The following is a 13,952-nucleotide window of genomic DNA, read 5'->3' as shown; positions in this document are numbered from 1 at the left end:
TCAGGACAGCAGGCGAATGGTGGGGGCCTCGGCATTGACCGCCATCACGGTTTCGCAATGGGTGCAGGTCAATCCGTACGGGCGGACCAGGTTGGTCTGGATGGACTCCTTGCCGGCCTCGTCGCGATGCGGGCAGGAATAGCCGAGATGCAGGCGGATCCACGGTGCCTTCGTGGGAGCGACGGCCTGCTGATCGCGCTTGGCGTCGTCGAACGGCGCCCACCAGAAATCCACGATGGACCGCAGTACGATCCGATCATTGGCGTGGGTGTGGTCGAAGGAGGAAATGCGAGCGGCCGTGAAATGCTGCCCGTGTTCGGTGTCGCCACTACAAATAGCGCGCTCGGCCCCATACTTCAAGATCGTTGTGCGCCCAGCTCTTTCGCAGACAAAACAATCCAAGCTGAACTCGATCAGCCGCTCCCAATACAACCTCGACCGATGCTCCTGGTCGATCGGTCCCGTCAGGGCAGCAGTGATCTCCACGCTCCGCATCACCCCCGGATAGTTCCACACCCCCCAACCTCCCGCCTAACCGCCGCGTGTCTCCCGCCACGCGTGTTGCCCCCCGCAAGTGGGACACCACTGCGGGAGCTTCTCGCGAAACGCCGCAGTCATGTCCCGTCTACCACCAGCTACGTTGCCAGGACGTAGGGGTGCCGTAGTTTGCGGGCGGCTTCGAGGATGCGGGTTACGGCGGCTGAGGACAGGCCGAGTTCGCTGCCGATGCCGATCGGGGTCCAGGACTGGTCGGCCAGGGTGAGGATTTCGGCTACCTGGCCCACCGGGGCCTTGGCTATCCGGCGCTCGACGATCGCTCGCGCTACGGCCCATACGCCGTCTTCCTCGTCCGGGTCGACCGGCGGCTCCTCGACACCGCCCACCGCCTCCCGCGCCGCCGCGATCGCATCCAGCGTGATCCGCGGATGCCGCGGCTCCGGCCCGGGATCCGCGTCGAGCGTCAACTGCTCGACCACGGGTTCGCTACGACTGGAAGGCTTTTCGGACGCATCGGAACGCGACGTGTCACCGGCACTGCCGCCGCCGGTATCTGCGGTCCGCCGGTTCCCTCGCCCCCGGCCGGCCCGCTCATCGCCCCGATGGATATCGTCACCGAGCCTGTTGTCCGTGTGCTCGCTTGTGCTGTGGCTGTCGAACAAGCCCTGATCATCCCGCAGCGCAACACTATTGCCGTTCTGCCGGCCATCCGTGACGTCCCCATCGGCCGCACCGCCCCCGGAACGGGACCGGCCTTCGTGCCCGAGGTCATCGGCACCGTGTCCGTCGCGGGTGGCCTCGCCATTGGCAGTCCTGTCGCTCGGCAGTTCGCGACCGTTGTGGGCGAACCCATTGGTGCGCTCGCCGCGCCCCGTGCCGGTTCGGCCGTCGTGGCCGAATCCGTTGACGCTCGTCCCGCTGCCGTTCTCGCCGACACGCGTGTGGCCGTTGGTGTTACGTGCGTGGCTGTCGGAACCCGTTGTATGGCTGAGGGGCTCATCGCTGGTGATGGGTTCGGTGGCCGCACCGTTGGTGAGCCTGCCGGTGTCGTGTCCGTTGTGGCTGAACCTGTTGCCGCCGAGGCTATTCGGCACAATCAGACTCGCGCTGTCGGCCTGCGCGTGACCGTTCGATGTGCCGTAGGGCTTGGGGTCGCGACCGTTCTTGGTGTGCGTCTGGTCAGTGGATCCTCGGTGGCCGTTGGTGCCGCGGCCGTTTGTGTTGTGTGCGTGGCGGTCGAGATCAGTTGTGTGGCGGAGAGGCTCATCACCGCTGATGTGCTCGGCGGTCTCGCCCTTGTCGAACCCCTCGGTTATGTGTCCGAGGCGGTCGGTCCGATTGATGCCGAGGCTATTCGGCACGATCGGGCCCTCGCTCCAGCCGGTGTCGCCGACCAGCGCGTCGCCGTTGGTGCCATGACCGTTGGCGCCGGTTGAGCCGGTGGAAAACGTTGTGCGGCCCATGGTTTCATCACGGGCAGCACGGTGGGGGCCATCGCCGTTGCGGGGGCTGTAAACCTGGCGGCCGTTGTTGCCGAGTTCGTTGGTGCTTACGCCGTTGTCGCAATGGCCGACCGGCAGGTGGCCGTTCGATGTGCCGTGGCCGTTGAGGTGGTTGCCGTTGGACTTGTCCCTGGGGCGGGGTGCGTCCACGGGGGTATCGAGTTCGTGCAGTGGGATCGGATCCGCTGGTTCGGTGCGTATGACCCCGTCGATGAGCTGGGCGTAGCGGGCCGCGACCCAGGCGTGCAGCCAGATGACGACGCCGACCATGATCGGGGCGATGGAGAACTCGGCGGCTTTGGCCCAGTGGCCCGCGGCCAGGTGGGGGCCGGCGTTCAGGCCGATGGTGGTGCCGAGCAACGCCATTTCGAAGAAGGCGACCTTGCCGCGCGGCAGCTCGCGCCCCCAGCGGGCGGCGGTGGTGGCGACGACCATGATGGTGATGATCGGGATCGAGATCATGGCCTCGATGCCGTAGCTGAGCCAATACAGCGGATCCGACATGTCCCCGCTGGGCACCAGATTGTGCTGCACGTTGACCCCGGCCCACACCATGCCGAGCACCACGACGCCGATCAGCGCCCGCGACGACCATTCCGCCCGCCGGTACAGCTGCGCCAGCCGCGCGTCCTGGCTCGACACTCGCCGCCGGGCGGCCAGCGCCTGCCGATGCCAGCGAGCGTCGGCTTCCTCGACCCGTCGGATGGACGACGCGGTGCGCCGGTCGCGCTGCTCGGCTTTCAGTTCCTCGCGCAGGGCACGCCGTCGCTGCCCGCGCCGCTGTGTCCGGATCCATTCCGCCAGCTCGCGTTCGGCCGCGATCTCGTCCTCGGACAGCACGTCCACCAGGGCCGAGTCGTATTGCAGGGGCAGTTTCCCCCGGGCTGTCGCGACCCGTTCGGCCAGTGCCGCGATCTCGGTGCCGGCGGCGTTCGACTGTTCGTGCTGAGACGGGGGAGCCGGCGGGGCGGGTATGCGCCGCATCGCGAACCTTCCTGAACCGGGTGACATGCCCACCGCAGCGGTGGCGGCATGTTTGCTCGAACATACGTTTGATCGCAGCGAGCGTAAACCGGCCGTCTCCGAACGTCAACGCCGACGCCGGGCCGAACTCCGTACGAGCTGGTCAGCCCAGCGTGGTGTGCCAGACCAGCGCGGCCGCAAGGGCTCCCGCGCCGTTGACCGACCAGTGCAGGGCGATGGGCGCGAGCAAACTGCCGGTGTGTTGACGCAGCCAGGTGAACAGCGCGCCGGCCGCGCCGGTGGCGAGGACGGCCAAGCCGATGCCTGCGATCTGGCCGGGCAGGCCGCCGCCGAGAATCGCGGTGAGCCCGCGGTTGGCGCTGGTCAAACCGAGCGACGAGGCGATGTGCCAGAGCCCGAAAAGCAGTGAGCCCGAGGCGAAGACACCGCGGATGCCGTACACCCGGTCCAGCGTGCCGTGCAGCACGCCGCGGAAGGCGAGTTCCTCGGGGATCGCCGTTTGGAGCGGGATCACGATCATGGAGGCGATGAGCGCGCCGGACAGCGTCGCATAGCGGTCGGCGAGGAAGAACGGTCGTGTCAAGGGGAGTAGCGCGCCGATAGCCACCACGGCCAGCACGATGCCGACCGCGGCCAGCCCGTAGGTGGTGCCGCGCCGCCAGTGCCGCGGCGACAGTCCGAGTTCGGCCCAGCCGAGTCCGCGCTTGCGCATGAGTGCGAGCAGGATCACCGCGGCGATCGGAACGGCCAGGATACTGGCCAGCGCGGTGGTGAAATGCGCGATCAGGTTGGTTCCCGCCAGCACCACGACCACGACGGCGACATCGAGATACGCGTGCATTCTGGGGCGGACCGTGGGCGAATCTGCGGTGACCGTCTGAAGCACCCGGCCCAGTGTACGGATCGATCCCACCCCCGCGCGGCGACCTCTTGGCAACCCGGCGCCCGCCCGCGCGACAACACCACAGCCATCAGCGACATCACATACTCGATCGCAAATGCAGTCTCGCGTACATCCCTGTGTCGTCGCGGTTCGCGATGTGAAGTGATGGACCGCCCTGTCACAGCTCGCGATTTGAGGTTGCCCCGGTTTCCCGGACACCAACGGTGAGGCGAGGGGATACTCGCCTCCGGAAGGAGTCTGGATGCCACCCGCACATCCGCCGGAGTTCCGTAAGCGCGCCATCGAGCTCGCCCGGACCAGCGGCAAGTCGATCGGCCGGGTCGCCGGCGAGCTCGGGATCTCGGAGTCGTGTCTGCGGCACTGGGTTGCCCTGGCCGATGCCGATGAGGGCAAAAGCGAGGGACTGACCAGCGCCGAGCGTAAGGAATTGACCGAACTACGGCGCCGGAACCGGGCGCTGCAACTCGAGAACGAGGTGCTGCGCAAGGCCGCGGCCTATCTAGCGGCGGACAACCTCCCAAATAATGTTCCCGGTGGTCGCCGAGCTGGCCGGCCGTGACGGGCTTCCCGTCGCGTTGGCCTGCAAGGTGTTGGGGGTCTCGACCTCCGGGTTCTATGGCTGGTGCAAGCGTGGTTGTTCGGCGCGGGCGGTCTCCGACGCCGAGCTCACGGCCACCATCACCGAGATCCACACGGCCTCGCGCCGCACCTACGGGGCACCGCGGGTGCACGCGGAACTGCGCCTCGGGCGCGACATCCGCGTCGGCCGCAAACGTGTTGCCCGGCTGATGCGTTCGGCCGGGCTCGCCGGTGTGTTCCGACGCCGAAAAGGCTGCACCAAGCGCGATCCGGGCGCCGACCCGCACCCGGATCTGGTCAACCGCAAGTTCACCGTCGACGGCCCGGATCGCTTGTGGTGCATGGACGTCACCCAGCACCGCACCGGTGAGGGCTGGGTGTACTGCGCGGTCGTCTTGGATGCGTTCTCCCGCCGCATCGTGGGCTGGTCGATCGCCGACCATCTGCGCGCCGAACTGGTCTGCGATGCCCTCGACATGGCCCGGTGGCGGCGCAAGCCGCCGGCGGGGGCGACGGTAGCGCACAGCGATCACGGGTCGCAGTACACCAGTTGGGCCTTCGGTCAGCGTCTCCGACAGGCGGGATTGCTGGGGTCGATGGGGTCCATCGGAGACTGCTTCGACAACAGCGTGGTCGAAAGCTACTTCGGCACAATGCAATTGGAGCTGCTCGATACCAGAGCCTGGGCCACACGCCAGGAACTGGCCAACGCGATCTTCGAATACATCGAAGCCTTCTACAACCCCGTCAGACGGCACTCGAAGATTGCCATGCTCAGCCCCGTCGACTACGAACTACAACACACCACCGCTCACGCAGCAGCGTGAGCGCTCAGGAAACCCGTCCGGGAAACCGGGGCAACCTCAGGGTGTCCTGCGCCGTGGCGGTGCGGTCAGCTGGTGGCGGAGTTGCGCCAACCGGCGAGGTCGGTCCATGCCTGGAGGGTGCGGGTGGTTTCGAAGCGGCGCGGTTCACCGCTGATCGGGTCGGTGAATTCGAGCGCTGCGGCGAGCAGTTGCAGCGGGCGGGTGAAGTCGTCGACCGGTTTGTCGGTGAGCACCGGATAGAAGTCGTCGCCGAGGATCGGGACGCCGAGGCTGTTCATATGCAGGCGCAGCTGATGGGTGCGGCCGGTGTGCGGGCGCAGGCGGTAGCGGCCGAGGCCGTCGCGCTGGTCGAGCAGTTCGACGACGGTTTCCGCGTTCGGCTCGCCGGGCACCTCCTGCGCGGCGAGCACCTGCTTCTCCTTGATGATCCGGCTGCGCACGGTCCGGGGAAGTGTCAGGTCGGGGGAGTACGGCGCGATCGCCTCGTATTCCTTGTGTACGGAACGCTTGTGGAACATGGTCTGATACGCCCCGCGCCGGGCCGGATTGATCACGAACAGGATCAGGCCCGCGGTCACCCGGTCCAGTCGGTGCGCCGGAATCAGATCGGGCAGGTCCAGGTCGTGCCGCAGGCGGACCAGCGCGGTCTCTCGAATGTGCTGGCCGCGCGGAATGGTCGCCAAGAAGTGCGGTTTGTCGATGACCAGCAGGTCCGCGTCGCGGTGCACGACGGTGATGTCGAACGGCACCGGCGTCTCCACCGGCAGATCCCGGTGGAACCACACCGCCCCGCCCGGTACGTAGGGCGCATCGGGCGCGATGGGCCCTTCCAGGTCGACGATCCCGCCCTCGGCCAGCAGTTCGTCGATCCGGGCCGGGTCGACTCGGGGCAGCCGCTCGACCAGGTGATCGCGGATCGTCACCCAGTCGCCGTCCTCCGGCAGCCGCAGGCGCGCTGGATCCAGCCCGAACCGCTTGGGCAGTGGTGGCCGCTGTCTCCTTCTCACCGCCACGACCCTATGCCCTGCCCGAACCGGCAGGTCAGGTGGTGCTCGCTCGGTCGGGGCGAGCCAGTCGACGTGGTTGATCCCCGGCCCTTGACCTGCTGAGGCCGCTCGCCGTTCCGGCAGCACCTCGGCGACCGGGTCCTCCGACTCCCGTCGGCGGCCGCGCAAGTGGGCCCAGTGGGGCGGGCTGGTAACCCGCGACGCCGATGACTTCGGCCTGCTTGCCGCCTGTGGCCGGCCCGCTCAGACCCGGGCGGGTTCCAGTTCCGGCGTTCCGGCAGCACCTCGGCCACCCGGTCCTGCGTGTCCTGTCGGCGGTCGTGCAGGTGGGCCCAGTGCTGCAGTCCGGTCCGGGTGCCGCCGATGGCTCGGCGCGTTGGTCGCTCGAGGCCGGCGCGCTCAGACCCGGGCGGGTTCCAGTTCCGGCTGTTCCGGTAGCACCTCGGCGACCGGGTCCTCCGACTCCCGTCGGCGGCCGCGCAGGTAGGCCCAGTGCAGCAGTCCGGTCCCGGCGACACCGACGATCGCGCCGATGACTCCGGCCCGCCAGCCGGGCGGGCGCCAGGTGAGTTCGAGCAGGCCGTCGGTGGTCCCGGCCGGGATGTCCACGGCGACAAAGGTCTTCGCGACCGCGCTGATCGGAATCTCCTCGCCGTTCAAGGTGATCCGATAGCCCGGCCAGTACAGCCGGGCGAAGACGATCCGCCCGCCGTCGGTCGAGCTGACCCGCAGCCGGGCCGCGGCCTCGTCGCTGGCGCGGGAGGTGGCGGTCACGTCGGTGGTGTGCGAGACCAGGCCGTTCGCCGTGGAGACCGGACCGGATTCGCGTTCCAGCACCCAGATGTAGCGTTCGTGGCCGGGATAGTCGACCCACTTCCAGCCGGTGGGCGCGGGTTGATTGCGCGCGTCGGGGTATTGGGCCCGGTGCAGTACCACCCGGTCGACCTTCATCAGGTCGACGAGTTGCGCGCCGGTGCTCGGTTCCACGCTGAAGGCCCGGCGGAACGCGTCGGGGCAGGCGCTGCCGTCCCAGGCCAGGCAGAGCTGTCCGGCGAAGGGCGCGTGCCCGATCGGGGTGTAGGCATTGACGTAGTTCAGGCCCAGCGCCTTGGCGTAGTTGCCGATGGCCAGTGATCCGTAGGCGGCGGTGATATCGCGGTCTTCGGGTCCGAGGATCGCGCGGTCCGCCAATTGCAGTGTCACACCGTCGAAGTCGGGGAACGCGGCGGTCATGGTGGACCGTTTCACCGGGAAGTTGTACGACATCGGCGTGCTGGGGGCGATCGCCACCTGTGTGTAGGCGATGGGGAACATCGCCACCGCGATGAAACCGCAGGCCACCGCGACGCCGTGTCTGCGCGCCAGCCACAGCGCGACCGCGCCGAGGGCGAGCACCGCGGTGACCGCGACGAGATGCCGGACCACGATCAGTGGCGCCGCCGAGAAGGATCGGATGAACAGTAGTCCGATCAGGCAGGCCGCCGCCCCGACGCGCTGTTTGGTGATCGCGAAAGTTCCATGGCGGCTTAGCAATACGCACACCAACACGAGCAGTGCGAGCGCGACCATGGGCAGGACCCGGGCGGGCCAGCGTAGCGGGCCGATCGCGCCGGGCCCGGCCGTCCACATGAGCACCGCGGTGGCGAACAGTGCGACGCTGCTCAGTTCCCGGGCCGATTTCGCCGCCGCCCGCCAGTCGATGAAGGCCAGCGCCGGAATCAGGAACCAGGCGATGTAGACCATCGGTAGCGGCTGTACATGCCCCCACCAGGCGGTGAACGCGGGTGTGGTGCTGGGCAGGCTGGCGTTCAGCGATTCCGACCAGGGCACGGTGAGGAACGGGTCGTTGCTGATCCGGGCGTTGCCCCGCCAGGTGTACTGCGAGGACAGCAGGCCGGGCAGATTGGCGATCAGCGCCGCCGACGCGGCCAGCGCCGAGACCAGCATGAGGTTCAGGACGGGCCGCCACTGGCGGCGATGGAAGTACTCGCCCGCCGCGACGGTCGCCATGAGCAACCCGGATTCGACTGCGGGAAAGGCGTATTGGACGGTCAGCGCCAGATAGAGGTAGACGAACAGCGAGATCGGGCCACTGCGACCTCGGACGTATCGCACCGCGGAGGCCCAGGCGTGCACCATCCACGCGGTAGCCGTGAGGCAGGTCATCCAGCTGGCCTGATCGAAGAACAGGAACCAGCCGCTGAGCGGGAACGCGATACCGGCCACCGCCGCCCAGTGCGTGCGCGCGCCGTAGGCCAGGCAGATCCGGTAGACCCCGAGCGCCGCGATGATCGAGAACGCCAGTTTCGCCAGCGTCGCGTAGAGCGCGAGGTTGTCGAACGAGGGGGCCAGGAAGTGGACCAGCAGCTGGGGCGGGTTGTAGAGCCCGGCTTCCTCGATGGTGTAGTTGCCCGCCATCCATTCGTGCGGGATCAGCCAGGGAAACTCGCCGTCCCGCAACCGTTTACCGAGCGCGACCCACATCGGCGCGTACTGTGCCTCGGTGTCGTCGGTGTAGTAGTGCCGCGGATCGCCGAGTAGAACGGCCACGTAGCCCGCGATGACGCCGGCGATCGTGGCCGCACCCCACCATCGAACTCTGCGCTTTGATTCGGTGTCCCCGCCGATGCTCACAATTGCGGGATCGTAGAGCCAATCGGTGAACTGCGAAAGACACCGACTGCTGAGTCGGTTCGAGAATCTCAGAATCCGCGCAAACGGTCCGGGGTGACGCGGATCGCGACCGAGTAGGTGGCCGCGAATTTCTCGCCGCTCATGCCCAGGCTGCGCAGCCCATCGGTGTATTTGGTCAGGAATGCGTCGAGTTCCTCGGTGCTTGGCCCCGCGTCGTCGATGCGCGCGTTGCCGGTGAGTACCGCGACGTCGTAGCCGCCGGCGGTGTTCAGGTTCAGCGCGACTCGTGGATTGCGCTTGATATTGCGAAGTTTCGCCTGGTCGGGCTCGCTGAAGATGAGGAATTCGCCGTCTCGCCAGGCGAACCACACGGGGTTGGGCTGGGGCGTGCCGGTGCTGCCGACGGTGGTCAGCCAGATCAGCGTCTCCTGGTCCAGACGCGGGGCGACCTTGGCTCCCAGTGGAGTGGCGGGGTCGACGACGGGGCGGTCTTCGGTGGAGGTCATGCCTGTGCATAACAAGTCGTGGGCCCGTTCGGATTCCGGACGCGCCGGGGTCGTCCGATTTACGCCAGTTTCCACGCCGATGCAACTTAGGCTAGCCTTCCTTTCGTACCGTGAGGTTGAGAGGGAGTTACCTATGACGGTGGAGGCCGCGCCGCTACCGGCGGCGGATACGGGAAACCGCACGCCCCGAGCGCACGCGAAGTCGCGCAAACAGCAGGAGGCCCAGGCCCGCAAGGAAATCCTGGCGCCGGTCCGTGCACCGCTGCTGCTGGCCAGCCTGCTGATGGCGGTGGCCGCGGTCGGTTCCGTGCTGCCGTTCCTGCTGATCGTCGAGGCCTGCCGGGAACTGCTGGCCGATCAGGCCGACTCCGACCGGGTCTGGCGGCTGCTGACCATCGCGGGCATCGTGCTCGGCGTCCGCGCGATCGTGCAGGCCGCCGCGTTGACCTGGTCGCACCTGGTGGACGGCAGCTACCAGCTCTCGCTGCGCCGGCTGCTCGCCGCCAAACTCACCCGCGTGCCGCTGGGCTGGTTCGACGCCCGCAACTCCGGCGAGGTGAAGCGGTTCCTCCAGGACGACGTGGAGGCGCTGCATTATCTGGTCGCGCACGCGCGGCTGGAGTTCGTCGGCGCGCTGGTCGTCCCACTGTTCACCCTCGGCTATCTGTGCACCGTCGACTGGCGGCTGACGCTGGTGCTGTTGCTGCCGATCATCGCCTTCGCCGTGCTGTACAGCCGGATCGTGGATGTCGACGGCCGGGACCGGATCGTGGTCTACAACCGGGCCGAACAGCGCACCCGGCAGGCGCTGATCGAGTTCGCCGACGGCATCCAGGTGGTCCGGGCATTCGGTCAGGCGGGCAAGGCACACAGCGAGTTCCAGGCCGCGGTCGACCATCAGGCGCGCAGCGTGGACCGGATGAAGACGCCGATCGTCAAGGTGCAATCCGCCTCCGACACCGTGGTGATGCCGGTCTTCGTCATGCTGGTGGTGCTGGTCGCCGGGCTGGCCGCGACCGGCTGGGGCTGGCTCGAGGCGCTGGACGTGCTGCCCTTCCTGCTGGTCGGGCTCGGCATCGGCAGCTCGCTGACCGGGCTGGGTTACGGCGCGCAGGCGCTGCGCTCCGGCGGCGCCGCGGCGCTGCGCCTGCACGAGTTGCAGCAGACCGAGGAGTTGCGCGCGCCGTCGGAAACCGGCACGGCGGCCGCGCCTTCCGGCGTGGTGCGATACGAGGGTGTCAGCTTCGGGTACCGCGATGGCCACGAGGTGCTGCGCGGCGTCGATCTGGAGCTGACCCCGGGCACCATCACCGCCCTGGTCGGCCCGAGCGGTTCCGGCAAGTCCACCCTGGCCAAGCTGCTGCCCAGGTTCTACGACGTCGGCGCGGGCCGGATCACCATCGACGGCCGCGATATCCGGGACTTCGGCACCGAGGAGCTCTACCGCGCCGTCGGATTCGTCTTCCAGGATGTGCGGCTGGTGCGCGGCAGCGTGCGGGACAACCTGCTGCTCGCCCGCCCCGACGCCGATGACGCCGCACTGGAGCGGGCGGCCCGCGCGGCGCAGATCCACGACCGGATCATGGCGCTGCCGCGCGGCTACGACTCCGAGATCGGCGGCGATGCGAGCCTGTCCGGCGGTGAGGCGCAACGCCTTTCGATCGCCCGCGCGCTGCTGGCGGATACGCCGGTGCTGGTTCTCGACGAGGCCACCGCGTTCGCCGATCCAGAATCCGAGGCGGCGGTGCAGGACGCGCTGGCTGTGCTGGTGGCCGGTCGCACCGTGCTCGTCATCGCGCACCGGCTGCACACCATCACCGGCGTGGATCGAATCCTGGTGCTGGAGAACGGGTCTCTGGTCGAACAGGGTGACCACGCGAGCCTGCGCGGTGCGGGCGGCACCTACCAGCGGCTCTGGGAAATCAACGAGGCGGCCGTGGGTGAACTGGCCATGATCGAAACGGACGCACGATGATTCGCAAGGTTCTCGGCCTGATCCCGGTCGAATTCGCCCCGCTCACACCGAAACTCTTCGCCGCGATCCTGGCTCAGGCGCTGAGCCAGGCCGCCGCCTACCTGCTGCTGGTCCCGGTGCTGCAGGCCCTGTTCGACGGGGATCTCGGCCGGGCCTGGCTGTGGACAGCGGGGATGGCGGTCGCGGTCGCGGGCGTGGTGGTGTTCGGCTTCCAGCAGGCAGCGATCGGCCTGCGGATCGGCGTCGGCATGCAGCGCGGGCTCCAGACCCGACTGGGTGACCATCTGAACGCGCTGCCGCTCGGCTGGTTCGAGCAGCGTGACGCCGGCCCGCTGTCGCGGCTGGTGGTGGAGCAGGTGCGCGAGATCCAGGGCCTGGTCGCCTATCTGGTCGCCAAGATCTGCGCCGGTGTCATCGTCCCGCTCGGCGTCGCGCTGGGCATGTTGTTCATCGACTGGCGGATCGCGCTGGCCATGCTGCTCGCCGCGCCGGTGCTCTACCTGGTCAACGGGGCGGCCAACCGCGCCTACACCCGCGCGGACCGGCGGCTGCACGCCGCCGCGGCCGAAGCCGATTCCCGCGTCATCGAATTCGCGCAGGCTCAGCCGGTGCTGCGGGCCTTCGGCGCGGTGGGCCGGGGCAACCGCGCGCTGGACGCGGCGCTGGCCGGTCAGCGGTCGGCCGGGCTGCGCATGATGGTGGCCAGCGTGCCCGCGCTGATCGTTTTCGCGCTGTGCGTGCAGGCGGTGTTCCTGGTGCTGGTGTATGTCGTGGTGAATCAGGCGACCGGCGGCGCGATCTCGGCGGCCGCCGCCATCGCGTTGATCGCGGTGAGCTCACGCTTCATCGAACCTCTCAACCAGGCCGCGCAGGTCGGCAATGCGTTGCGTACCGCGGCGTCCGCCGCGGACCGGGTGAGCGCGCTGCTCGCCGAACCGGTGCTGCCCGAGGCGGATTCGCCGGTCACCCCGGGTGCGCCGAGCGTGTCCTTCGACAACGTCGAATTCGGTTACCGCCCTGGTGAACCGGTGCTCTCGGAGTTGTCGTTCACCGTGCCCGCGGGTACCACCACGGCCATCGTCGGCCCGAGCGGTGCGGGTAAGACCACCCTGCTGCGCCTGGTGGCCCGGTTCTACGACGTCGGCTCCGGCCGGGTTCAGGTCGGCGGCCACGATGTCCGTGAACAGCCGTCGGCGACACTGCTGAGTCAGCTGGCACTTGTCTTCCAGAACGTCTACCTCTTCGACCGTTCCGTCGCCGACAATATTCGCATCGGCAACCCGGAGGCCACCGACGACGAGGTGCGCCGCGCGGCGGCGGCGGCCCGCGTCGACGAGATCGTCGAGCGCCTGCCCGAGGGGTTCGACACCCAGGTGGGTGAGGGGGGCGCCGCGCTCTCCGGCGGAGAGCGTCAACGTGTTTCGATCGCGCGGGCGCTGCTCAAGGACGCGCCGATCGTGCTGCTGGACGAGGCGACGAGCGCCCTCGATCCGCACAGCGAGGCGGTGGTCGTGCGCGGTGTGCACGAGATCACCAGGGACAAAACGGTGCTCGTGGTGGCCCATCGACTGTCCACCATCGCGCACGCTGATCAGATTCTGTTCCTCGATGGCGGTCGAATCGTCGAACGCGGTACGCACGAGGAATTGCTCGCCCGGGACGGTCGCTACGCCGCCTTCTGGAACGAGCGGTCCCGCGCCGCGGGCTGGCATCTGGAACCCGCCTGAGAAACGCGAAAGGCGCCGTATCCGTGACGGATACGGCGCCTTCGTCGTTCGGGCTACTTCCAGTAGGCCTGGTATTTGAGCGAGGTCTTCGGCAGTCCGTGCGTCGTCTTGAAGGTCTTCACGATCGAACGTGTCGTCTGCCCGCAGCACGCCACCCAGGCGAACGCGTCGGCGGCGCAGGTGATCTCCTGGGCCTGCTCGCGCATCAGACGTCCGTCGTCCACCCGCTGCAACCAGGTCACCTCGTGGTGCGGCTTGTTGCGCACGGGCAGCGTCTGATCGGACTCGTGCTGCCATTCCAGCCAGATGCGAGCGGGCGTGTCACCGATGGATTCGAGCAGCGCGTTGATCGCGGGCAGTGACGCGGTGTCGCCGAAGATCAGGTACTCGCCCTCGACCTGCTCGGGGAGCCGCTTCTTGGCGTCGTACTCGAGTACGGTCACGTCGAGCTGATCGCCTGGAACGGCGTTGCGCGCCCAGTTCGCCGCGGGTCCGTGATGCAGCGCGAACTCGATGAAAAGGCGATCGTTCTCGGGATCCTGATCGATCAGGGTGAAGGCGCGGTGGTGCAGCTTCTCGGTGCCGTCTTCGGGAATCCATACCCGCACATACTGGGTCGGGTGTTGCGGGTGGTCGGCCAGCAGTCCGTTCGCGTCGAACTCGAGCCGCACGTAGTTCTCGGTGACGCCCTCGCTCGACCGCACGGTGAGGCGATAATCCTGGCCACCCCACGCCTTGACCATGACGCCGTTGAATCCTCTGCCCATGCGCGTTAGGTTAACCTAATGGCAAGGTGTTTGCATAGCCTT

The 13,952-nt window shown here is 68.1% G+C and carries 11 protein-coding genes; 4 read left to right on the top strand and 7 right to left on the bottom strand.

All coding sequences use genetic code 11. The features are described 5' to 3' along the window. The 3 genes from ACFVMC_RS02275 to ACFVMC_RS02265 all read right to left on the bottom strand — a co-directional run bounded on the left by ACFVMC_RS02275 (nucleotide 1) and on the right by ACFVMC_RS02265 (nucleotide 3,825). A complete protein-coding gene (locus ACFVMC_RS02275) occupies nucleotides 1-360 on the bottom strand; it encodes a hypothetical protein (RefSeq protein WP_379206105.1) in 360 nt (119 codons plus the stop codon). A gap of 275 nt (nucleotides 361-635) precedes the next feature. Continuing rightward, the gene (locus ACFVMC_RS02270; protein ID WP_379206103.1) at nucleotides 636-2,984 is read right to left on the bottom strand and encodes a hypothetical protein; all 2,349 of its coding nucleotides are present in this window, start codon (nucleotides 2,982-2,984) and stop codon (nucleotides 636-638) included. Between the two features lie 142 nt (nucleotides 2,985-3,126). Continuing rightward, complete coding sequence (locus ACFVMC_RS02265; RefSeq protein ID WP_379207768.1) at nucleotides 3,127-3,825, bottom strand: CPBP family intramembrane glutamic endopeptidase; 699 nt, start codon at nucleotides 3,823-3,825, stop codon at nucleotides 3,127-3,129. A gap of 304 nt (nucleotides 3,826-4,129) precedes the next feature. On the opposite strand from ACFVMC_RS02265, the gene ACFVMC_RS02260 reads away from it, so the two are divergent. Continuing rightward, nucleotides 4,130-4,447 (top strand): transposase, encoded by a 318-nt coding sequence (locus ACFVMC_RS02260; RefSeq protein ID WP_379206101.1) that lies wholly within the window; start codon nucleotides 4,130-4,132, stop codon nucleotides 4,445-4,447. Further along, the gene (locus ACFVMC_RS02255) at nucleotides 4,413-5,294 is read left to right on the top strand and encodes an IS3 family transposase (RefSeq protein ID WP_379206099.1); all 882 of its coding nucleotides are present in this window, start codon (nucleotides 4,413-4,415) and stop codon (nucleotides 5,292-5,294) included. Before ACFVMC_RS02260 ends, ACFVMC_RS02255 begins: the two co-directional genes overlap by 35 nt. Nucleotides 5,295-5,359: 65 nt before the next feature. Here the strand turns inward: ACFVMC_RS02255 and ACFVMC_RS02250 are convergent, their stop codons facing one another. From ACFVMC_RS02250 to ACFVMC_RS02240, 3 genes are all read right to left on the bottom strand, one after another. Then, nucleotides 5,360-6,301, bottom strand: a complete 942-nt coding sequence (locus ACFVMC_RS02250) for an RluA family pseudouridine synthase (protein WP_379206098.1) — start codon at nucleotides 6,299-6,301, stop codon at nucleotides 5,360-5,362. 399 nt (nucleotides 6,302-6,700) lie between these two features. After that, nucleotides 6,701-8,935 (bottom strand): hypothetical protein, encoded by a 2,235-nt coding sequence (locus ACFVMC_RS02245; RefSeq protein WP_379206096.1) that lies wholly within the window; start codon nucleotides 8,933-8,935, stop codon nucleotides 6,701-6,703. Nucleotides 8,936-9,003: 68 nt separating this feature from the next. Further along, nucleotides 9,004-9,441, bottom strand: a complete 438-nt coding sequence (locus tag ACFVMC_RS02240; RefSeq protein WP_379206094.1) for a TIGR03667 family PPOX class F420-dependent oxidoreductase — start codon at nucleotides 9,439-9,441, stop codon at nucleotides 9,004-9,006. Nucleotides 9,442-9,574: 133 nt separating this feature from the next. On the opposite strand from ACFVMC_RS02240, the gene ACFVMC_RS02235 reads away from it, so the two are divergent. Together ACFVMC_RS02235 and ACFVMC_RS02230 are read left to right on the top strand one after the other, a co-directional pair. After that, complete coding sequence (locus ACFVMC_RS02235) at nucleotides 9,575-11,416, top strand: ABC transporter ATP-binding protein (protein WP_379206092.1); 1,842 nt, start codon at nucleotides 9,575-9,577, stop codon at nucleotides 11,414-11,416. After that, nucleotides 11,413-13,143, top strand: coding sequence for an ABC transporter ATP-binding protein (locus tag ACFVMC_RS02230; RefSeq protein ID WP_379206090.1), 1,731 nt, complete (start codon nucleotides 11,413-11,415; stop codon nucleotides 13,141-13,143). The genes ACFVMC_RS02235 and ACFVMC_RS02230 overlap by 4 nt, the downstream gene beginning before the upstream one ends. A 53-nt stretch (nucleotides 13,144-13,196) precedes the next feature. Here the strand turns inward: ACFVMC_RS02230 and ACFVMC_RS02225 are convergent, their stop codons facing one another. Then, the gene (locus ACFVMC_RS02225; RefSeq protein ID WP_379206088.1) at nucleotides 13,197-13,910 is read right to left on the bottom strand and encodes a siderophore-interacting protein; all 714 of its coding nucleotides are present in this window, start codon (nucleotides 13,908-13,910) and stop codon (nucleotides 13,197-13,199) included. Nucleotides 13,911-13,952 lie beyond the last annotated feature (42 nt).

The organism is Nocardia sp. NPDC127579 (genome assembly GCF_042672005.1).
GTDB lineage: Bacteria > Actinomycetota > Actinomycetes > Mycobacteriales > Mycobacteriaceae > Nocardia.
This window is presented reverse-complemented; position numbering and strand designations above follow the sequence as displayed.